16 protein-coding genes are annotated in these 20019 nt (G+C 65.1%); 14 read left to right on the top strand and 2 right to left on the bottom strand.

Going from position 1 to position 20019, the window contains the following annotated elements; all coding sequences use genetic code 11:
- Positions 1 to 90: 90 nt before the first annotated feature.
- Together AC3WRI_RS15190 and AC3WRI_RS15185 are read left to right on the top strand one after the other, a co-directional pair.
- Complete coding sequence (locus AC3WRI_RS15190) at positions 91 to 990, top strand: EI24 domain-containing protein (protein ID WP_010809451.1); 900 nt, start codon at positions 91 to 93, stop codon at positions 988 to 990.
- Positions 991 to 1002: 12 nt separating this feature from the next.
- Positions 1003 to 1827, top strand: coding sequence for a competence/damage-inducible protein A (locus AC3WRI_RS15185; protein WP_011615614.1), 825 nt, complete (start codon positions 1003 to 1005; stop codon positions 1825 to 1827).
- Positions 1828 to 1895: 68 nt separating this feature from the next.
- On the opposite strand, the gene AC3WRI_RS15180 is transcribed toward AC3WRI_RS15185, so the two are convergent.
- A complete protein-coding gene (locus tag AC3WRI_RS15180; RefSeq protein WP_010809453.1) occupies positions 1896 to 2360 on the bottom strand; it encodes a rhodanese-like domain-containing protein in 465 nt (154 codons plus the stop codon).
- Positions 2361 to 2812: 452 nt separating this feature from the next.
- Between AC3WRI_RS15180 and AC3WRI_RS15175 the strand changes: the two genes are divergently transcribed.
- The 4 genes from AC3WRI_RS15175 (at position 2813) to ntrC (ending at position 7762) form a co-directional block, all read left to right on the top strand.
- On the top strand, positions 2813 to 4228 hold the full coding sequence (locus AC3WRI_RS15175) for a 3-hydroxylaminophenol mutase (protein WP_010809454.1): 1416 nt from the start codon (positions 2813 to 2815) through the stop codon (positions 4226 to 4228).
- A 140-nt stretch (positions 4229 to 4368) separates the two neighbouring features.
- Positions 4369 to 4944 (top strand): hypothetical protein, encoded by a 576-nt coding sequence (locus AC3WRI_RS15170; RefSeq protein ID WP_011615613.1) that lies wholly within the window; start codon positions 4369 to 4371, stop codon positions 4942 to 4944.
- A 4-nt stretch (positions 4945 to 4948) separates the two neighbouring features.
- Entirely contained in the window at positions 4949 to 6127 is a 1179-nt protein-coding gene (glnL, locus tag AC3WRI_RS15165) for a nitrogen regulation protein NR(II) (protein WP_010809456.1), read from the top strand.
- Between the two features lie 87 nt (positions 6128 to 6214).
- Positions 6215 to 7762 carry a nitrogen regulation protein NR(I) gene (gene ntrC / locus AC3WRI_RS15160; protein ID WP_011615612.1) on the top strand — a complete coding sequence of 516 codons (1548 nt, stop codon included), beginning with the start codon at positions 6215 to 6217 and terminating at the stop codon, positions 7760 to 7762.
- Between the two features lie 75 nt (positions 7763 to 7837).
- On the opposite strand, the gene AC3WRI_RS15155 is transcribed toward ntrC, so the two are convergent.
- On the bottom strand, positions 7838 to 8629 hold the full coding sequence (locus tag AC3WRI_RS15155; RefSeq protein ID WP_011615611.1) for an HAD-IIB family hydrolase: 792 nt from the start codon (positions 8627 to 8629) through the stop codon (positions 7838 to 7840).
- A gap of 195 nt (positions 8630 to 8824) precedes the next feature.
- On the opposite strand from AC3WRI_RS15155, the gene ugpB reads away from it, so the two are divergent.
- From ugpB to lpdA, 8 genes are all read left to right on the top strand, one after another.
- Positions 8825 to 10141, top strand: coding sequence for a sn-glycerol-3-phosphate ABC transporter substrate-binding protein UgpB (ugpB, locus tag AC3WRI_RS15150; RefSeq protein ID WP_010809459.1), 1317 nt, complete (start codon positions 8825 to 8827; stop codon positions 10139 to 10141).
- Between the two features lie 152 nt (positions 10142 to 10293).
- Positions 10294 to 11175 carry a sn-glycerol-3-phosphate ABC transporter permease UgpA gene (gene ugpA / locus AC3WRI_RS15145; RefSeq protein ID WP_010809460.1) on the top strand — a complete coding sequence of 294 codons (882 nt, stop codon included), beginning with the start codon at positions 10294 to 10296 and terminating at the stop codon, positions 11173 to 11175.
- A gap of 12 nt (positions 11176 to 11187) precedes the next feature.
- Positions 11188 to 12036 (top strand): sn-glycerol-3-phosphate ABC transporter permease UgpE, encoded by an 849-nt coding sequence (gene ugpE, locus AC3WRI_RS15140; RefSeq protein ID WP_010809461.1) that lies wholly within the window; start codon positions 11188 to 11190, stop codon positions 12034 to 12036.
- Between the two features lie 37 nt (positions 12037 to 12073).
- On the top strand, positions 12074 to 13174 hold the full coding sequence (locus tag AC3WRI_RS15135; protein ID WP_492293487.1) for a sn-glycerol-3-phosphate import ATP-binding protein UgpC: 1101 nt from the start codon (positions 12074 to 12076) through the stop codon (positions 13172 to 13174).
- Position 13175: 1 nt separating this feature from the next.
- Positions 13176 to 13922 (top strand): glycerophosphodiester phosphodiesterase, encoded by a 747-nt coding sequence (gene ugpQ / locus AC3WRI_RS15130; RefSeq protein WP_010809463.1) that lies wholly within the window; start codon positions 13176 to 13178, stop codon positions 13920 to 13922.
- Positions 13923 to 14251: 329 nt separating this feature from the next.
- Entirely contained in the window at positions 14252 to 17104 is a 2853-nt protein-coding gene (locus AC3WRI_RS15125; protein WP_010809464.1) for a 2-oxoglutarate dehydrogenase E1 component, read from the top strand.
- Positions 17105 to 17193: 89 nt separating this feature from the next.
- The gene (gene odhB, locus AC3WRI_RS15120; protein ID WP_010809465.1) at positions 17194 to 18444 is read left to right on the top strand and encodes a 2-oxoglutarate dehydrogenase complex dihydrolipoyllysine-residue succinyltransferase; all 1251 of its coding nucleotides are present in this window, start codon (positions 17194 to 17196) and stop codon (positions 18442 to 18444) included.
- Positions 18445 to 18546: 102 nt separating this feature from the next.
- Positions 18547 to 19971, top strand: coding sequence for a dihydrolipoyl dehydrogenase (gene lpdA / locus AC3WRI_RS15115; protein ID WP_010809466.1), 1425 nt, complete (start codon positions 18547 to 18549; stop codon positions 19969 to 19971).
- Positions 19972 to 20019 lie beyond the last annotated feature (48 nt).

The following is a 20019-nucleotide window of genomic DNA, read 5'->3' as shown; positions in this document are numbered from 1 at the left end:
GCGTATGCTAGTGTTCCGGGTTGCCGCCGGTCCGGCCCAGTCGGACTTCTGCCGCGCCCGGCGCCTTTCCTCCTGTCTGCCTTCGACTGCATGAACGATATCTTCCGCTCGTTTGGCCGCGCGCTGGTCAGCCAGCTGCATCCCCGCATGCTGATGCTGACCGTGCTGCCTTTCGTCCTGGCCACGCTGCTGTGGGGCGGTCTGCTCTGGTGGGGCTGGGACCCCATCATGGGCGCCACGCGCAGCTTCCTGGAGACCTCCATCCTGACCAGCTGGATCTACAGCGCGCTCGACTGGTTCGGCCTGCAATCGATGCGCACCATCGTGGCGCCGCTGTTCGTGGCGGCACTGGCAATCCCGCTGGTGATTGCCTCGATGCTGATGTTTATCGGCGTGTTCTCGGTGCCGGCGGTGGTGCGCCACCTGGAGCGCAGCTACCCGGACCTGGCCAAGGCCCATGGCGGCAGCATCCTGGGCAGCGTGTTCCAGTCGCTGGGCAGCACGCTGGTGTTCCTGGTGCTGGTGCTGGTGACGCTGCCGCTGTGGCTGATCCCGCCGTTCTTTGCGCTGATCCCGCCGGTGCTGTGGGGCTGGCTGACCTACCGCGTGATGACGTATGACGCGCTCGCCGACCACGCCAGCGCCGAAGAGCGCAAGACGCTGGTGCGCCGCCACCGCACGCCGCTGCTGGTGATCGGGGTGGCGGTGGGGCTGCTGGGCTCGGCGCCGACGCTGCTGTGGGTGTCGTCGGCGGCGGTGATCTTCCTGTTTCCGTTCGTGCTGGCCGGCACGCTGTGGCTGTATGTGCTGATCTTTATCTTCTCGGCGCTGTGGTTCGGCCACTTCTGCCTGCGCGCGCTGGCGCAGCTGCGGGCCGAGCGCGCGGCGGTGCCGGCCCAGCCGCCGGCGCATCAGCCGGACCAGCCGGCGCTTGACGGCGACGTCATCGACCTGGCGCCGAGCGACGTGCGCCGCATCGAAAATTCCTGAAGCGAGGGCAATATGGGTTTTGGCCTGATCGTCATTGGCGACGAGATCCTGTCGGGGCGGCGTGAAGACAAGCATCTGCGCCGCACCATCGAACTGCTGGGCGCGCGCGGGCTGGCGCTGGACTGGGCCGAATACGTCGGCGATGACCGAGCCCGCATCACCGCCACGCTGCGGCGCACGCTGGCCGGCCCGGACGTGGTGTTCTGCACCGGCGGCATCGGCGCCACGCCGGACGATCACACCCGCCAGTGCGTGGCCGCCGCGCTGGGCGTGCCGCTGGTGCTGCATCCCGAGGCGCGCGAACTGATTGCGCTGCGCATTGCCGAGACCGCCGGCGGCGACCCGGTCAAGGCCGACCTGAATCAGCCGGAAAACCAGCACCGCTTCAAAATGGGCGAGTTCCCCAAGGGCGCGCGCATCATTCCCAACAGCTACAACCGCATCCCGGGCTTTTCGGTCGGTCACCACCACTTCATGCCGGGATTCCCGGTGATGGCATGGCCGATGATGGAATGGGTGCTGGACCACGACTATGCGCACCTGTTCCACCAGGTGCAGCAGCAGGAGCGGGCCTTCTACGTGTTCGAGGCGCCGGAGTCCACGCTGACGCCGCTGATGGAGAAGGTCGAAGCGGCGCATCCGGGCATCCGCGTGTTCAGCCTGCCCTCGGTCGGCGACGTGCAGCGCGGCGACCGCTTCGCGCGCCGCCATATCGACCTGGGGGTCAAGGGCCCGGCCGATCTGCTGGCACCGGCCTATGCGATGCTGCTCGCAGGCGTGCAGGCGATGGGGTTCGAGATCGTGGAGCAGCCGCCGCGCGAAGCGGCGCAGGCTTAAGGCGGCACGGGTCGCAAGAAGAAGGGGCAGCCTTGGCTGCCCCTTCTCTCATTCTGGCCCGACCGCGATCAGGCGCCGTGCCACGGCAGTCCGCGCACGCACCAGCCTTCAACAGTCTTGCGGTGGTGGTGGTCGTCGCGGTTGCCCTCGAAGCCTTCCAGCACGTCCATGGCGAAGTGGTAGCCGGCTTCGGTGGCCACGCGCGCGGCGTGCTTGGAGCGCGCCGCGCTGCGGCACAGGAACAGCACCGGCACGTCGGCCGGCACGCGTGCCCTCAGCTCTTCGACAAAGCGGGCATTCTGCGCACCGCCCGGATAGGACATCCATTCGACATGGGCGAACTGCGCATCCGGCACGTCAACGCCGCCGACCCAGTCCAGTTCGGCCTGGGTGCGCACGTCGACCAGCACGGCGGAAGGATCGTTCTGCAGCAGCGCAAAGGCTTCCTGCGGCGACAGCGCGCCAAAATACGGGAGCTGGTTCTGTTGCTGGCGCTGGCGGGCGGCCTGGAGGAGATCGTCTCGGGTGGTCATCTGCGTGACAAATTTGAGGAATGGAATTGGAGGCGGCAAAGCCGCAACGCACTATTCTATAGCGCCGGGCCGATTCGAAGCCTCATTGACTGCTGTTGGGGCGTCGGGTGACTCATTTTGGTGCATCCGCACTGTTCAAGTGCGACGCCTTGCTGAATGCACCATTGTGGTGTTTTATTAGGAGGCGCTACGCCGGAATGCGTGTAACCGGTGCGCCACTCGGCAGCCGAGCCGCTGCTTCGCTTACGCCGCCGCGGTGCGCGGTTCGCCGACGTTGCACTTTTTTCGGGCTGCCGGTGGCGGTGGGGCGTTCGCATGGCACGCTTTCTGCTAACATTCTTCGTCCTTTCGTGGCTGGTCGGGACGGCGCGGCAGAGCATGCATCGGCGCCGGTGACGACAGGCCCAAGAATTGGCTTTCTCAGACTTCCGCCGAATATCCAGGAGATTGGCATGGCCCACAGCGTTGCAGACGTGATGAAGCTGGTGAAGGAAAACGACGTCAAGTTCGTCGATTTCCGTTTCACCGATACCAAAGGCAAGGAGCAACACGTGTCCGTGCCCGTGTCGCACTTCGATGAAGACAAGTTCGAAAGCGGCCACGCCTTCGACGGTTCGTCGATCGCCGGCTGGAAGGGTATCGAAGCTTCAGACATGCTGCTGATGCCGGATTCGAACACCGCGCACATCGACCCGTTCTACGAAGAGCCGACGCTGGTGCTGTCCTGCGACGTGGTCGAGCCGTCGGACGGCAAGGGCTATGACCGCGACCCGCGTTCCATCGCCAAGCGCGCCGAAGCCTACCTGAAGAGCACCGGCCTGGGCGACACCGCTTTCTTTGGTCCGGAGCCCGAGTTTTTCATCTTCGACGGCGTGACCTGGAACGTCGACATGCAAGGCTGCTTCGTGAAGATCCATTCCGAAGAAGCCCCGTGGTCGTCGGCCAAGGAATTCGAGCACGGCAACAGCGGCCACCGTCCGGGCAAGAAGGGCGGCTACTTCCCGGTCGCCCCGATCGACACCTTCCAGGACATGCGTTCGGAAATGTGCCTGATCCTGGAATCGCTGGGCATCCCCGTTGAAGTCCACCACCACGAAGTGGCTGGTCAGGGCCAGAACGAAATCGGCACCCGCTTCAGCACGCTGGTGCAGCGCGCCGACTGGACCCAGATGCAGAAGTACGTGATCCAGAACGTCGCCCACACCTACGGCAAGACCGCCACCTTCATGCCGAAGCCGATCGTTGGCGACAACGGTTCGGGCATGCACGTGCACCAGTCCGTGTGGAAGGACGGCCAGAACCTGTTCGCGGGCAACGGCTACGCCGGCCTGTCGGAATTCGCGCTGTACTACATCGGCGGCATCATCAAGCACGCCCGTGCCCTGAATGCCATCACCAACCCGGGCACGAACTCGTACAAGCGCCTGGTGCCGGGCTTCGAAGCTCCGGTGAAGCTGGCCTACTCGGCCCGCAACCGCTCGGCTTCGATCCGCATCCCGTATGTGGCCAACCCGAAGGGCCGCCGCATCGAGACCCGCTTCCCGGATCCGCTGATGAACCCGTACCTGGGCTTCTCGGCGCTGCTGATGGCCGGCCTGGATGGCGTGATGAACAAGATCCACCCGGGCGAAGCTGCCGACAAGAACCTGTACGACCTGCCGCCGGAAGAGGATGCAAAGATCCCGACCGTGTGCTCGAGCCTGGACCAGGCGCTGGAGTACCTGGACAACGACCGCGAGTTCCTGACCCGCGGCGGCGTGTTCTCGAACTCGATGATCGATGCCTACATCGAACTGAAGATGGAAGAAGTCACGCGTTTCCGCATGACCACGCACCCGGTCGAGTTCGAAATGTACTACTCGCTGTAAGCGGCCTTTGCCCGGGAATGACGCAGGTTGTGGCCGGGCAACAGTTGCACCAGAAAGGGGCGGCTTCGGCTGTCCCTTTTTGCTTTGCTCGCTAGAATGGGGAATCGTGTTCCATCCCGTTCAAACCTAACGCCATGTTCATGGACGCCTCTTCACGCACGGCCCGCCGGACCCTGACCTTGCCCCGATCTCTGCACCAATTTCGTCTCGGATTCCCTGTTCTGGTGAGTGCCGTGGCGCTGACGCTGGGCGCGTGGGCCGGGCAGTCTTCCGCGCAGTCCTCGGACGTCTATGTCTGCACCGGGCCCAATGGCGTGCCCGAGTATCGCAATGGCAACGCGGGCAAGGGCTGCAAGAAGCTGAACCTGCCGGAGGTGGTGACGGTCCCGGGCGGGCGTACCGCTGCGCCGGCCAAGGGCGCTGGCAGCACCGCCGGCGCGGCGGCTGGCGGCACCAGCTTCCCGCGCGTGGACAGTGCCACGCAGAAGAGCCGCGACGGTGAGCGCCGCGCGGTGCTCTCGCAGGAGCTGCAGGCCGAAGAGGCCAAGCTGCAGGCGCTGCGTGCCGAGTACAACAACGGCCAGCCGGAGCGCCAGGGCAATGAGCGCAACTATCAGAAATACCTCGATCGCACGGCAGCGCTGCGCGACGACATCGCCCGCAGCGAGGCCAATGCGGCGTCGCTGCGGCGCGAGCTTGGCAATTTGAAGGACTAGTCTTATGCGTCGCCTGATTCGCGGAGTGTCGCGCAAGGCCAGCGGTGCCGACGGCGCCCGTGGCGAATCGCCGGCGGCTGATGCGGCGCCGGCCGAAGGCAGCGCCCAGGTGCTGACCATGGGCGCCGTGGCGTTCCATGCCGGCCTGGACGTAGTGGCCAACCCGGTGCTGCTGGTGCAGCAGCCGGGGCTGCGCGTCGTCTTTGCGAACCCGGCCGCTGAAGCCACCTTCGGCGTGTCGCGCAAGGGCATGGTGGAGCTGACGCTGCCTGACCTGTTCGGGCGTTCCGATGAGCTGCACAGCATGATCGACACCGTGGTCACGCGGCAGTTCGACGTGCGCCGGCAGGACCTGATCCTGCACCCGCCGCTGCAGGAGCCGGCCCATGTGCACGTGGTGATCTCCGCGCTGGAAGCGGTCGGCGACACCGTGGTGGTGGAAATCCTGCCCAATGAACAGAAGGTGCGCAGCGAACGCGAAGAACGCATCCTGGACCTGACCTCGGCCAACAAGGAACTGATCCGCAACCTGGCCCACGAAATCAAGAACCCGCTGGGCGGCATTCGCGGCGCGGCGCAGCTGCTGGAGTTCGAGCTGCCGGAGCGCTCGCTGCGCGAATACACGCAGGTCATCATCAAGGAATCGGACCGGCTGCAGACGCTGGTGGACCGGCTGCTGGAGCCGCACCGGCATCCGCATATCGTGTCCAGCCTGAATATCCACGAAGTGCTGGAGCGCGTGCGCTCGGTGGTGCTGGCGGAGTTCCCCAACGGGCTGGAGATCGTGCGCGACTACGACGCCAGCCTGCCCGAGCTGCAGGGCGACATGGAGCAACTGATCCAGGCCGTGCTCAACATCGTGCACAACGCCGCGCAGGCGCTGGCCGACCGCATGGCGCGCGGCGATGCACAGATCGTGCTGCGCACGCGCGTGGCGCGCCAGGTCACGATTGCCAAGCGCTTGTTCAAGCTGGCATTGGACTTGCATGTCATCGACAACGGCCCGGGAATTTCCGAAGACATCCGCGAACGCATCTTCTATCCGCTGGTATCGGGCAGGGATGGCGGCAGCGGACTCGGTCTCACACTCGCTCAAACCTTCGTGCAGCAGCACGAGGGCTTGATCGAATGCGAGAGCAGGCCGGGCTGTACCGACTTCCGCATCCTGCTGCCGCTGCACTAGCTTTTGCTGCCGTCCGCGAGCGATGGTGCATCCGCCGTGGCCGGGCATGCGGAAGACCAAATGACACCGAGCAGACAAGCGACGCACATGAAGCCGATCTGGATAGTCGACGACGATCAATCAATCCGCTGGGTCCTGGAAAAGGCCCTGGCCCGTGAAAGCCTGCTCTCGCGCAGCTTCACCAATGTGCGGGATGCGCTGGCCGCGCTGGAAGAAGACCAGCCCCAGGTGCTGATATCGGATATCCGCATGCCCGGCGGATCGGGCCTGGACCTGCTGCAGGCCATCAAGGCGCGGCATCCGGGCCTGCCGGTCATCGTGATGACGGCCTACTCTGACCTGGACAGCGCCGTGGCCGCGTTCCAGGGCGGTGCCTTCGAATACCTGGCCAAGCCCTTCGATGTCGACAAGGCGGTTGAGCTGATCCGCCGCGCGCTGGAAGAAAGCCTGCGCGAGGAAGAACTGGACGACCGCCTCGTCGATGCGCCCGAGATCCTCGGCCAGGCGCCGGCGATGCAGGACGTGTTCCGCGCCATCGGCCGGCTCTCGCAGTCCAACGTGACGGTGATGATCACCGGCGAGTCTGGCACCGGCAAGGAGCTGGTCGCACGCGCGCTGCACAAGCACAGCCCGCGTGCCAACGGGCCCTTTATCGCGCTCAATACCGCAGCCATCCCCAAGGACCTGCTCGAATCCGAACTGTTCGGCCATGAGCGCGGCGCCTTCACCGGTGCGCAGACCATGCGGCGCGGCCGCTTCGAGCAGGCCGAGGGCGGCACGCTGTTCCTCGACGAAATCGGCGACATGCCGTTCGACCTGCAGACACGCCTGCTGCGCGTGCTGTCCGATGGCAACTTCTATCGTGTCGGCGGCCACAACCCCTTGCGCGCCAATGTGCGCGTGATTGCCGCCACCCACCAGAACCTGGAGCTGCGCGTCAAGGAAGGGCTGTTCCGCGAGGACTTGTTCCACCGCCTGAACGTGATCCGGCTGCGCCTGCCGCCGCTGCGCGAACGCCCGGAGGACATCACGCTGCTGGCGCGTCATTTCCTGCAGAAGAGCGCCAAGGAACTGGGCGTCGAGCCCAAGCGCATGTCCGACGAAGCGCTGGCCTATGTCAGCACGCTGCCATTCCCCGGCAACGTGCGCCAGCTGGAGAACCTGTGCAACTGGCTGACCGTGATGGCGCCGGCCCAGACCATCGAGGTCAAGGACCTGCCGCGCGAGATGCTGGAAGCCGGCACCAGCGAGCCGGTCAATGCGCCGCGGCCCGAGCGCGTTGCCGAAGCGCGCGCGCCCGAGTATGAAAGCGCGCCTGACCTGGCCGACTACGGCGGCTACGCGACGACGGTGGCAGAGGCCGACACGGCCACCGCAGTCCGGCCCGCGTCCGTGGCGACGGTGGTCCCGGCCCTGGCCTCGGCCGGCTGGGAAAGCCTGCTCGCCGGCGAAGCACGGGCAATGCTCGAAGCCGGCCAGCCGGAGGTCATGGATGTGCTGACGCGCCGCTTCGAGAAGGCCGTGCTGGAGGCCGCGCTGGGTGTCACGCGCGGGCGCCGCGTCGAGGCGGCGACCCGGCTCGGGATCGGGCGCAATACCATCACGCGCAAGCTGCAGGAGCTTGGGTTCGACTGAGCCAGGGCAGGGGCGGGTGACAAGAAAAACCGGCCGGGACTTTCCCGGCCGGTTTTCTTGTTTTGCGTGAGGTATTCAGCCGCGCGCTTCGACCAGCCGCTGCGCCATCTCGGCAAAGCCCTCGCCACCGGCCGCTGCGGTGATATAGGCCGGCGGCACCGGCAGCTGCGGCAGGATGTCGCGCACATTGGCCACGCCAACCGACAGCGGAAAGTGGGCGAACATGCTGGCATCGTTGGCCGAATCGCCGATAAACAGCCATTCGTCGCGGCGCGCGTCCACGTCTTCGCCCAGCAGTTCGGCCACGCACAGCCTGCTCATCGACAGCTTGTCGTGCAGGCCGAACCAGCCGTTGACATGGATCGAGCTGACCGTGGCGGTCATGCCGGCCTCGCGCATGATGGCGGCGATGCGGGCCACGGCGTCTGCAGGCAACGGCGCGACGTCCTCGGCATGGTCGATGGCCAGGTCGGCGGCATGCCAGGCCTGGTCCGAGGCCAGCGCGCAGCCCGGCACTTCGCGCACGATGCGCTGGCCCAGCGCTTCGATGCGCTCCAGGTTGCGCGCGCGCGTGGCGGCATCGTCCAGGAAGCGGGTCTGCAGGCGGCCGTTGTGCAAGTGCGAGTAGAACGCACCGTTCTCGCCGATGATGGCGTCGACCGGCCACAGCCGGGTCAGGATCTCGGCCCAGGCGATGCAGCGCCCGGTGACCGGGATCACGTGCAGGCCCGCGCGGCGCAGCCCGTCGAGCGCCAGGTAGGTCGAGGCCGGCAGCCGCCCGTCGGTGGTCAGGGTGCCGTCGATGTCGGTCAGCACGCCGCGCACGCGCTGCAGCACGGAATTAGAGAGCTTGTTCAGGGATTGCATGGCGGGCCATTGTAACCGCGGATCTGGCGGCAATTTCCCTTATTGCACTGCAAAAGGCATCGTACTGGCCATACTGGTGAATCTGCTGATTTGCTAGCTCAGGTGCGACAGGCGTAACATGCCGCTGTCACAAAAAAATCACATACTGTCGGATTTTCGACCGACCGGAACAGACAGACCAAAGGAGAGCCACCGATGTCCTTATCCCGTACCGTGCTCAAACTCGCAGCGCTGGCAGCCCTGACCGGGGCCGGCAGCGCCCACGCCGCCGTTGAAATCCAGTGGTGGCACGCCATGCAGGGCGCCCTGAACGACAAGGTGAACGAGATCGCCAACAAGTTCAACGCCAGCCAGTCCGAATACAAGGTGGTGCCGGTCAACAAGGGCAACTACGACGAAACCATGGCTGCGGGCATTGCGGCCTTCCGCGCCGGTGGCTCGCCCGCCATCCTGCAGGTGTTTGAAGTGGGCACCGCCACCATGATGAGCGCCAAGGGCGCGATCAAGCCGGTATCGGCGGTGATGAAGGACGCCGGCGAGAAGTTCGACCAGAAGGCCTATATCCCGGCGGTGGCGGGCTACTACACCTCGTCCAAGGGCGAGATGCTGTCGTTCCCGTTCAACAGCTCGACCACGGTGTTCTACTACAACAAGGACGCCTTCAAGAAGGCCGGCCTGGATCCGGAAAAGCCGCCCAAGACCTGGCCCGAGGTGATGCAGTACTCGGCCAAGCTCAAGGCCTCGGGCACCAACTGCGCCTACACCACCGACTGGCAGGGCTGGGTCCACCTGGAGAGCTTCTCGGCCTGGCACAACACGCTGTATGCGACCAAGAACAATGGCTTCGGCGGCACCGACACGCGCCTGCTCTTCAACAGCCCGCTGCACGTCAAGCACATCACCAACCTGCAGGACATGGTGAAGAAGGGCTATTTCAGCTACGGCGGGCGCAAGGCTGAGTCGCAGGCCAAGTTCTACAACGGCGAGTGCGCGATGTTCACCGGCTCGTCGGCATCGCTGGCCAATATCCGCAAGAATGCCAAGTTCGCGTTCGCGGTGGCACAGCTGCCGTATTACCCGGAGGTGCAGGGTGCTCCGCAGAACACCATCATCGGCGGCGCTTCGCTGTGGGTGATGGGCGGCAAGAAGCCCGACGAGTACAAGGGCGTGGCCAAGTTCTTCAATTTCCTGTCGCGCCCCGAGATCCAGTCTGACTGGCACCAGGCCACCGGCTACCTGCCGGTGACGATGGCCGCCTACGAGATGACGAAGAAATCGGGCTACTACGACAAGAACCCGGGTGCCGATGTGTCGGTGCAGCAGATGGTGGTCAAGACCACCGACAAGTCGCGCGGCGTGCGCCTGGGCAACATGGTGCAGATCCGCACCGTGGTGGACGAGGAACTGGAAGCCGTCTGGGCCGGCAAGAAGGAGCCCAAGGCGGCGCTGGACTCGGCCGTGGCCCGCGGCAATGATCTGCTGGAGCGCTTCCAGAAGACTGCCCGCGAGTAAGCCGGCATAGCCAGCAAGCTGATGTGACAATCGGGCGGTGGCGAAACCTCCGCCCGATTGCATTGTGGACGGCCCTGTCTCACCGATCGGGGCCCTCCCAACTCCGTACCTAGTCCGATGCCGCGACCCGCAGCATTCGCCGGAATCCGTTCATGGAAAAACGCGTCGTTTTCCGTTCGCCGTGGCTGCCGTATCTGCTGGTGTTGCCGCAGATCGCGATCACGCTGATCTTCTTCTTCCTGCCCGCCGGGCAGGCGCTGTACCAGTCGATGCTGCAGCAGGATGCCTTCGGCATCAACCTTGAGTTCGTCGGCCTCGACAACTTCCGCATGCTGTGGAACGACCCGCTGTACGTGGAGTCGTTCCAGACCACCGCCATCTTTGCCGTGGGCGTGACCGTGGTGGGCCTGACTACCGCGCTGCTGCTGGCCTATTTTGCCGACCGCATCATCCGCGGCGCCGTCGGCTACAAGACGTTGCTGATCTGGCCGTATGCGGTGGCGCCGGCCGTGGCCGGCGTGCTGTGGATGTTCATGTTCAACCCGACGCTGGGCGTGGTGTCCTATGCGCTGCGCAAGCTCGGCGTGGAATGGAACTTCCTGCTCAATGGCGACCAGGCATTGCTGCTGGTGGTGCTGGCCGCCGCCTGGAAGCAGATCAGCTACAACTTCCTGTTCTTCCTGGCGGGTCTGCAGAGCATCCCGCGCTCGCTGATCGAGGCCGCCGCCATCGACGGCGCCGGCCCATGGCGCCGCTTCTGGTCGATCATGTTCCCGCTGCTGTCGCCGACCACCTTCTTCCTGATGGTGATCAACGTGGTCTACGCGTTCTTCGATACCTTCGCGATCATCGACGCGGTCACCCACGGCGGCCCGTTCAATTCGACCAACACACTGGTCTACAAGGTCTTCCATGACGGCTTCCGCGGCATGGACATCGGGGGCTCGGCCGCGCAGTCGGTGGTGCTGATGGTGATCGTGATCGCGCTGACCGTGGTGCAGTTCCGCTATGTTGAACGCAAGGTCCAGTACTGACGGAGACAGCACATGGTAGAACGTCGCCCCTTCCTTGATTTCCTGAGCCATGCGGTGCTGATCCTGGGCATCGTGATCGTGGTGTTCCCGGTGTACCTGACCTTCGTTGCGTCCACGCTGACCGCCGAAGAGGTGCTGGACGCGCCGATGACGCTGATCCCAGGCAGCCACCTGATCGAGAACTATCGCACCGTGCTGTTCCAGGGCGTGGGCGAGGCCGCATCGCCTGTCTCGACCATGATGAAGAACAGCCTGATCATGGCGCTGGGCATTGCGCTGGGCAAGATCGCGATCTCGATCATCTCGGCCTTTGCCATCGTCTATTTCAAGTTCCCGCTGCGCAAGACCTTCTTCTGGCTGATCTTCATCACGCTGATGCTGCCGGTGGAGGTGCGCATCCTGCCGACCTACAAGGTGGTGTCGGACCTCGGCATGCTGGACAGTTACTTTGGCCTGACCGTCCCGATCATCGCGTCGGCCACCGCCACCTTCCTGTTCCGCCAGTTCTTCCTGACCATTCCGGACGAGCTGGCCGAGGCCGCGCGCATCGACGGCGCCGGGCCGCTGCGATTCTTCTGGGACGTGGTGCTGCCGCTGTCGCGCACCAGCATCGCCGCGCTCTTCGTGATCCAGTTTATCTACGGCTGGAACCAGTACCTGTGGCCGCTGCTGATCACCACGCAGAAGTCGATGACGCCGGTGGTGGTGGGCGTGACGCAGATGATCTCGCGCTCGGGTGACGCGGCCACCGACTGGAACCTGGTGATGGCCACCGTGATGCTGGCGATGATCCCGCCGGCGGTGGTGGTGGTGCTGATGCAGAAGTGGTTCGTCAAGGGCCTGGTCGAAACGGAAAAATAAGGCGCGGTGGCCACGAGCCACGCGCAGGACAACAGCAATGGCAAAACTGTCGCTACGCAACGTTCAGAAAACCTACGCCGGCAGCGTCCAGGTGGTGCACGGCATCGACATGGAGATCGCCGACGGCGAATTCATCGTCATCGTCGGCCCCTCGGGCTGCGGCAAGTCCACGCTGCTGCGCATGGTGGCGGGGCTGGAAACCATCACCGGCGGCGAAATCCATATCGGCGACAAGGTCGTGAATAACCTGGAGCCGGCCGAGCGGGACATCGCCATGGTGTTCCAGAACTACGCGCTCTATCCGCATATGAGCGTGTACGACAACATGGCCTACGGCCTGAAGATCCGCGGCATGGCCAAGGCCGAGATCGCGCAGCGGGTGAACCATGCCGCCGGCATCCTGGAGCTGGCGCCGCTGCTGGACCGCAAGCCGCGCCAGCTATCGGGCGGACAGCGCCAGCGCGTGGCCATGGGCCGCGCCATCGTGCGTGAGCCGGCGGTGTTCCTGTTCGACGAGCCGCTGTCCAACCTGGACGCCAAGCTGCGCGTGCAGATGCGGCTGGAACTGAAGGAGCTGCACCGGCGCCTGGGCACCACCAGCCTGTACGTCACGCACGACCAGGTCGAGGCGATGACGCTGGCCGACCGCATGATGGTGCTCAACGCCGGACGCGTCGAGCAGATCGGCACGCCGCTGGAAGTCTATTCGCGTCCGGCCAGCACCTTCGTGGCCGGCTTTATCGGCTCGCCGCCGATGAACCTGATCCCGGTGGCGCGCAACGCCGGCGGCGACACTGGCGCGCAGATGCGCGTGGTGGCGAAGGAAGGCGTGGCCGCCAACGCCACGCTGGGGCACCTGCCGATGGGGCTGCACCTGCCGGAGCAGGCACTGCTGGGGCTGCGCCCGGAGCATATCGAGCCGTGCGCCGCGCATGAGGCCATCGCCGAAGTCGATGTGCGCGTGGTCGAGGCCCTCGGCGCGGATTCCTTTGCCTATGGCTCGCTTGGCGGACAGGCGGTGGTGGTGCGCCTGGACAGCCATGCGCACGTGCGCGCCGGCGACCGCCTGCCGGTGACGTCGTCGGCGGAGCACCTGCATTTCTTTGCGCCCGATACGGGCAAGCGCATCGAGGCCTGACATGACCAGCGTAACCGACACTGCCTGGCGGTACCCGAGCCATATCGCGCACCGCGGCGCCGGCAAGCTGGCGCCGGAGAACACGCTGGCAGCGTTTCGCCACGGCGCCGGCTTTGGCTACCGGATGTTCGAGTTCGACGTGAAGCTGTCGGCCGACGGCAAGCCGGTGCTGATGCACGACGCCACGCTGGACCGCACCACCAGCGGCCAGGGCAGGGTGGATGCGCTGACACTGGGCGAACTCGCGCAGCTGGACGCCGGCACGTGGCACAGCCCCGCCTTCGCCGGCGAGCCCGTGCCGACGCTGGCGGCCATCGCACGCTATACCCAGGCCAACGGCTTGATGGTCAATATCGAGATCAAGCCAGTGCCCGGCACCGAGGCGCGCACCGGTGCGGCAGTGGCGCTGGACGCGCAGTCGCTGTGGGCGGCTGCCGCGGTGCCGCCGTTGCTGTCATCGTTTTCTGAAGAGGCGCTGGCCGCCGCGGCGCGCGTCGCGCCGGACCTGCCGCGCGCGCTGCTGCTCGACCAGCTGCCCGCGGACTGGCTGGAGCGGCTGCGCCGGCTGGGCTGCGTGGCGCTGGATGCCAACCACCGCGAACTGGATGCCGGCGTGATCGCCGCCGCGCACGCGGCCGGTTTCCGGGTCCTCTGCTATACCGTGAACGATCCGGCGCGGGCGGCGCAGTTGCTGGCCTGGGGCCTGGACGGGCTGATCACAGACGCCGTCGACCAGATCGCGCCTTGATTCAAATTGTTGTGCGGGTGTTGCTAGTTCGCTGATTGCGAACCGAATTGTCGTGGGTAGGTGTTTCGTATCGCGAAAAGTCCACATTGATCAAAGGCAATTCATGCTATTCTTAACGCCGTGAAGACTTTAGGTCCTTCCCCGCACAACTTGCCCTTTCGGGCCTTGTGAGGAAGCCATCACACGCGGCACCCAAGCGGTGCCGTTTGTGTAGGCGCCTCAGTTGGGCTCCCAAGAGTTGTTTGCGATCCGCTAACCGGTCAAGCCGTGTCGCGGAAGGTTGAATAACCCGCTGAACTCCGGCATTCCCGGAGAATAGTGAGCGTCCCATGATGCAGCAGTATCAGAGCAACTCGTACCTCTTCGGCGGTAACGCCCCGTATGTCGAAGAACTGTACGAGGCCTACCTCCAGAACCCCGCCTCGGTTCCCGACAATTGGCGCGCGTATTTCGACGCCATGCAGAACGTTCCTGCGGTCGACGGCTCGAACGGCCGGGATATCCCCCACGCCCCCATCGTTGCCTCGTTCGCCGAGCGCGCCAAGCAAGGCCCCATCAGGACCATCGTTGCCTCGGCCGATTCCGACATGGGCCGCAAGCGCGTCGCTGCTACCCAGCTGATCGCCGCCTACCGCAACATCGGTTCGCACTGGGCCGACCTGGATCCGCTCAAGCGCCAGGAGCGTCCGCCCCTGCCGGATCTGGACCCGGCGTTCTACGGTTTCTCCGAAGCAGACCTCGACATCGTCTTCAATGCCAGCAATACCTACTTTGGCAAGGAGTCGATGAGCCTGCGCGAGCTGCTCAACAACCTGCGCGAAACCTACTGCGGCACCATCGGTTTCGAATTCATGTACGTGAGCGACCAGGCGCAGAAGCGCTGGTGGCAGGAGCGCCTGGAAACCACGCGTTCCAAGCCCGTGTTCACGCTGGAAAAGAAGAAGCACATCCTGGACCGCCTGACCGCGGCTGAAGGCCTGGAGCGCTTCCTGCACACCAAGTACGTCGGCCAGAAGCGCTTCTCGCTGGAAGGCGGCGAAAGCTTCATCGCCGCCATGGACGAGCTGATCCAGCACGCCGGCAGCAAGGGCGTGCAGGAAATCGTGATCGGCATGGCCCACCGTGGCCGCCTGAACGTGCTGGTCAACACCCTGGGCAAGATGCCCGCCGACCTGTTCGCCGAATTCGAAGGCAAGCACGTCGACGACCTGCCGGCCGGTGACGTCAAGTACCACAAGGGCTTCTCGAGCGATGTCTCGACCGAAGGCGGCCCGGTCCACCTGTCGCTGGCGTTCAATCCGTCGCACCTGGAAATCGTCAACCCGGTGGTCGAAGGCTCGGCCAAGGCCCGCCAGGAACGCCGCGGCGAAGTCGGCCACAAGGAAGTGCTGCCGGTGCAGGTGCACGGCGATGCGGCCTTTGCCGGCCAGGGCGTGGTGATGGAGACGCTGAACCTCGCGCAGACCCGCGGCTACGGCACGGGCGGCTCGATGCACATCGTCATCAACAACCAGATCGGCTTCACTACCTCCGACCCGCGCGACGCGCGTTCGACGCTGTACTGCACGGACGTGGTCAAGATGATCGAGGCCCCGGTGCTGCACGTGAACGGCGACGATCCCGAAGCCGTGGTGTACGCCATGCAGCTGGCCGTGGACTTCCGCATGGAGTTCAAGAAGGATGTCGTGGTCGACATCATCTGCTTCCGCAAGCTGGGCCACAACGAGCAGGACACCCCGGCGGTCACGCAGCCGCTGATGTACAAGAAGATCGCCCAGCACCCCGGCACGCGCAAGCTGTACGCTGACAAGCTGGCCGCGCAGAACCTGGTCCCGGCCGAGTTCGGCGACGAGAAGGTCAAGGCATACCGCGCCGCGATGGACGCCGGCAAGCACACCGCCGACCCCGTCCTGTCGAACTTCAAGAACAAGTTCGCCGTGGACTGGATGCCGTTCCTGAACCGCAAGTGGACCGACGCCGCCGACACCGCCGTGCCGGTGACCGAGCTCAAGCGCCTGGCCGAACGCATCACCACCACGCCTGAGACCCTGAAGCTGCACCCGCTGGTGGAGAAGGTCGTCAAGGACCGCGCCAACATGGGCCGCGGCGACCAGCCGCTGGACTGGGGCATGGGTGAGCACCTGGCCTTCGCCTCGCTGGTGTCGTCGGGCTACCCGGTGCGTATCACCGGCCAGGACGCTGGCCGCGGCACCTTCACCCACCGCCACGCCGTGCTGCACGACCAGGCCCGCGAGCGCTGGGATGCCGGCAGCTACGTGCCGCTGCAGAACGTGTCGGAAAACCAGGCACCGTTCACGGTGATCGACTCGGTGCTGTCCGAAGAGGCCGTGCTCGGCTTCGAATACGGCTACTCGGCCGCCGAACCGAACGCGCTGGTGATCTGGGAAGCCCAGTTCGGCGACTTCGTCAACGGCGCCCAGGTGGTGATCGACCAGTTCATCTCGTCGGGTGAAGTAAAGTGGGGCCGTGCCTCGGGCCTGACGCTGATGCTGCCGCACGGCTACGAAGGCCAGGGCCCGGAACACAGCTCGGCCCGTATCGAGCGCTTCCTGCAGCTTTGCGCGGACCACAACATGCAGGTCTGCCAGCCGACCACGCCGGCCCAGATCTTCCACCTGCTGCGCCGACAGATGATCCGTCTGTTCCGCAAGCCGCTGGTGATCATGACGCCGAAGTCGCTGCTGCGTAACAAGGACGCTGTGTCGCCGCTGTCGGACCTGGCCAAGGGCCACTTCGAGACGGTCATCCCTGACCACGAAGAGCTCAACGCCAGCAAGGTCAAGCGCGTCATCATGTGCTCGGGCAAGGTCTACTACGACCTGGTCAACACGCGCAAGGAACGCGAGGCCAATGATACGGCGGTGATCCGCCTGGAACAGCTGTATCCGTTCCCGCACAAGGCTGTGGCAGCAGAACTCAAGAAGTATCCGAACGCCACCGAAATCGTGTGGTGCCAGGACGAGCCGCAGAACCAGGGTGCCTGGTTCTTCGTGCAGCACTACATCATGGAAAACATGACGGATGGCCAGAAGCTCGGTTATGCCGGTCGTCCCGCTTCGGCTTCGCCGGCAGTGGGCTACTACGCAAAGCACAACGAGCAACAGAAGGCGCTGCTGGAGGCTGCCTTCGCCAAGCTCAAGGGCTTTGTTCTGACCAAGTAATCAAGCGGCAGCTACGGCGGCGCGCGCAGACGGCCGCCGTGGCATAGCCAGCATAAAGACAACACGCATAACACGAGGAATTCACAACCATGGCTATCGTTGACGTCAAGGTTCCGCAGCTCTCCGAATCGGTCGCCGAAGCGACCATGCTCAACTGGAAGAAGAAGCCGGGCGAGGCTGTTGCACAGGACGAAATCCTGATCGAGATCGAAACCGACAAGGTCGTGCTGGAAGTGCCGGCCCCGTCGGCTGGTGTCCTGTCGATTATCGTCAAGAACGACGGCGACACCGTCGTGGCCGATGAGATCATCGCCAAGATCGACACCGAAGCCACCGCTGGCGCCGCCGCACCGGCTGCTGCCGCTCCGGCACCTGCCGCCGCTGCCCCGGCACCTGCCGCTGCTGTCGCCGCTCCGGCCGCCGCAGGTGGTGTGGCGATGCCGTCGGCTGCCAAGCTGATGGCAGAAGCCGGCCTGTCGGCTGGCCAGGTTGCAGGCACCGGCAAGGACGGCCGCATCACCAAGGGTGACGCGCTGGCCGCTGCTGCTGCCCCGGCCGCCAAGGCTGCTCCGGCTCCGGCTGCCGCCAAGCCGGCGCTGCAGCAGGTTTCGGCCCCGGTTGACTTTGCCGCGCTGGGCGACCGCCCGGAAGAGCGCGTGCCGATGAGCCGTCTGCGCGCCCGTATCGCCGAGCGCCTGCTGCAATCGCAATCGACCAACGCCATCCTCACCACCTTCAATGAAGTGAACATGAAGCCGGTGATGGACCTGCGCAACAAGTACAAGGACCGCTTCGAGAAGGAACACGGCGTCAAGCTGGGCTTCATGTCGTTCTTCGTCAAGGCCGCGGTGCACGCGCTGAAGAAGTTCCCGCTGATCAATGCTTCGATCGACGGCAACGACATTGTCTACCACGGCTACTTCGACATCGGCATCGCCGTGGGTTCGCCGCGTGGCCTGGTGGTGCCCATCCTGCGCAATGCCGACCAGATGAGCCTGGCCGACATCGAGAAGAAGATTGCCGAGTTCGGCGTCAAGGCCCGTGACGGCAAGCTGTCGCTGGAAGAACTGACCGGCGGTACCTTCTCGATCTCCAACGGCGGCGTGTTCGGTTCGATGCTGTCGACCCCGATCATCAACCCGCCGCAATCGGCCATCCTGGGCGTGCACGCCACCAAGGACCGCCCGGTGGTGGAAGACGGCCAGATCGTGATCCGCCCGATGAACTACCTGGCGATGTCTTATGACCACCGCATCATCGACGGCCGTGAAGCCGTGCTGGGCCTGGTGGCCATGAAGGACGCGCTGGAAGATCCGGCCCGCCTGCTGCTGGACCTGTAATTAACGGTCCCCCCGCGCACGCCTGCCGTGCGCGGGGCGCGCTTCCCCCGTGATGAAGGCGCGCCGGCACAAGCTGTCGCCGGCGCCCACAAAGGAATTTCCATGAGCAAACAATTCGACGTGCTGGTGATCGGCGCCGGCCCCGGCGGCTACATCGCCGCCATCCGCGCCGGCCAGCTGGGCCTGAACGTGGCCTGCTGCGAAGGCAATCCGTATGACGATCCCAAGGGCGAAGCCCGCCTGGGCGGCACCTGTCTGAACGTGGGCTGCATCCCCTCCAAGGCGCTGCTGGCTTCCTCGGAGGAGTTCGAGAACGTCCAGCACCACCTGGGCGACCACGGCATCACCGTGGGCGACGTCAAGGTCGACGTGGCCAAGATGCTCAAGCGCAAGGACGACATCGTTGGCAAGATGACCAAGGGTATCGAGTTCCTGTTCCGCAAGAACAAGGTGACGCTGCTCAAGGGCTACGGCAAGTTCGTCGGCAAGAGCGCCGAGGGCTTCCAGGTCGACGTTGCCGGTGAAGTCGTGACCGCCAAGCAGGTCATCATCGCCACCGGTTCGAAGGCTCGCCACCTGCCGGGCATCAAGGTCGACAATGACCTGGTCAGCGATAACGAGGGCGCGCTCAAGTTCCCCGCAGTGCCGAAGAAGCTGGGCGTGATCGGTGCCGGCGTGATCGGCCTGGAACTGGGCTCGGTGTGGCGCCGCCTGGGCTCCGATGTGACCGTGCTGGAAGCGCTGCCCGCGTTCCTGGGCGCCGCCGACGAAGGCGTGGCCAAGGAAGCGCAGAAGCAGCTGACCAAGCAGGGCCTGAAGTTCAGCCTCGGCGTGAACGTCAACGAAGTGACGACCGGCAAGAACGGCGTGACCGTCAAGTACACTGACAAGGACGGCAAGGCGCAGACCCTGGAGGTCGATCGCCTGATCGTGTCGGTTGGCCGCGTGCCCAATACCGACAACCTGGGCCTGGACGCCGTCGGCCTGGCCGCGGACCAGCGCGGCTTCATCGAGGTGGACGACCACTGCGCCACCAAGGTGCCGGGCCTGTGGGCCATCGGCGACGTGGTGCGCGGCCCGATGCTGGCGCACAAGGCCGAGGACGAAGGCGTGGCCGTGGCCGAGCGCATCGCCGGCCAGAAGCCGCATATCGACTACAACTGCGTTCCGTGGGTGATCTACACCTTCCCGGAAATCGCATGGGTAGGCAAGACCGAAGCCCAGCTCAAGGCCGAAGGCCGCGAGTACAAGGCCGGCCAGTTCCCGTTCATGGCCAACGGCCGTGCACTGGGCATGGGCCACGCCGACGGCTTCGTCAAGATGCTGGCCGACGCCAAGACCGACGAGATCCTGGGCGTGCACATCGTTGCCGCCAACGCCTCGGACCTGATCGCCGAAGCCGTGGTGGCGATGGAGTTCAAGGCCGCCAGCGAGGATATCGGCCGCGTCTGCCACCCGCACCCGTCGATGTCGGAAGTCATGCGCGAAGCCGCGCTGGCCGTCGACAAGCGTCAGCTTAATATGTAAGGCGCATGCTTCGCATTGCCTGAGTACCGGGGGGGGGGGGGCGGGGGG

The organism is Cupriavidus sp. FW305-27 (assembly GCF_058787995.1).
The sequence above is the reverse complement of the archived record's forward strand: the minus strand, read 5'-3'. Positions and strand labels throughout refer to the sequence as shown.

Bases quoted from the DNA above. Each gene is read 5' to 3' on its own strand.
- AC3WRI_RS15190 (WP_010809451.1), top strand. From the start codon at position 91: ATGAACGATATCTTCCGCTCGTTTGGCCGCGCGCTGGTCAGCCAGCTG.
- AC3WRI_RS15185 (WP_011615614.1), top strand. From the start codon at position 1,003: ATGGGTTTTGGCCTGATCGTCATTGGCGACGAGATCCTGTCGGGGCGG.
- AC3WRI_RS15180 (WP_010809453.1), bottom strand. From the start codon at position 2,360: ATGACCACCCGAGACGATCTCCTCCAGGCCGCCCGCCAGCGCCAGCAA.
- AC3WRI_RS15175 (WP_010809454.1), top strand. From the start codon at position 2,813: ATGGCCCACAGCGTTGCAGACGTGATGAAGCTGGTGAAGGAAAACGAC.
- AC3WRI_RS15170 (WP_011615613.1), top strand. From the start codon at position 4,369: ATGGACGCCTCTTCACGCACGGCCCGCCGGACCCTGACCTTGCCCCGA.
- glnL (WP_010809456.1), top strand. From the start codon at position 4,949: ATGCGTCGCCTGATTCGCGGAGTGTCGCGCAAGGCCAGCGGTGCCGAC.
- ntrC (WP_011615612.1), top strand. From the start codon at position 6,215: ATGAAGCCGATCTGGATAGTCGACGACGATCAATCAATCCGCTGGGTC.
- AC3WRI_RS15155 (WP_011615611.1), bottom strand. From the start codon at position 8,629: ATGCAATCCCTGAACAAGCTCTCTAATTCCGTGCTGCAGCGCGTGCGC.
- ugpB (WP_010809459.1), top strand. From the start codon at position 8,825: ATGTCCTTATCCCGTACCGTGCTCAAACTCGCAGCGCTGGCAGCCCTG.
- ugpA (WP_010809460.1), top strand. From the start codon at position 10,294: ATGGAAAAACGCGTCGTTTTCCGTTCGCCGTGGCTGCCGTATCTGCTG.
- ugpE (WP_010809461.1), top strand. From the start codon at position 11,188: ATGGTAGAACGTCGCCCCTTCCTTGATTTCCTGAGCCATGCGGTGCTG.
- AC3WRI_RS15135 (WP_492293487.1), top strand. From the start codon at position 12,074: ATGGCAAAACTGTCGCTACGCAACGTTCAGAAAACCTACGCCGGCAGC.
- ugpQ (WP_010809463.1), top strand. From the start codon at position 13,176: ATGACCAGCGTAACCGACACTGCCTGGCGGTACCCGAGCCATATCGCG.
- AC3WRI_RS15125 (WP_010809464.1), top strand. From the start codon at position 14,252: ATGATGCAGCAGTATCAGAGCAACTCGTACCTCTTCGGCGGTAACGCC.
- odhB (WP_010809465.1), top strand. From the start codon at position 17,194: ATGGCTATCGTTGACGTCAAGGTTCCGCAGCTCTCCGAATCGGTCGCC.
- lpdA (WP_010809466.1), top strand. From the start codon at position 18,547: ATGAGCAAACAATTCGACGTGCTGGTGATCGGCGCCGGCCCCGGCGGC.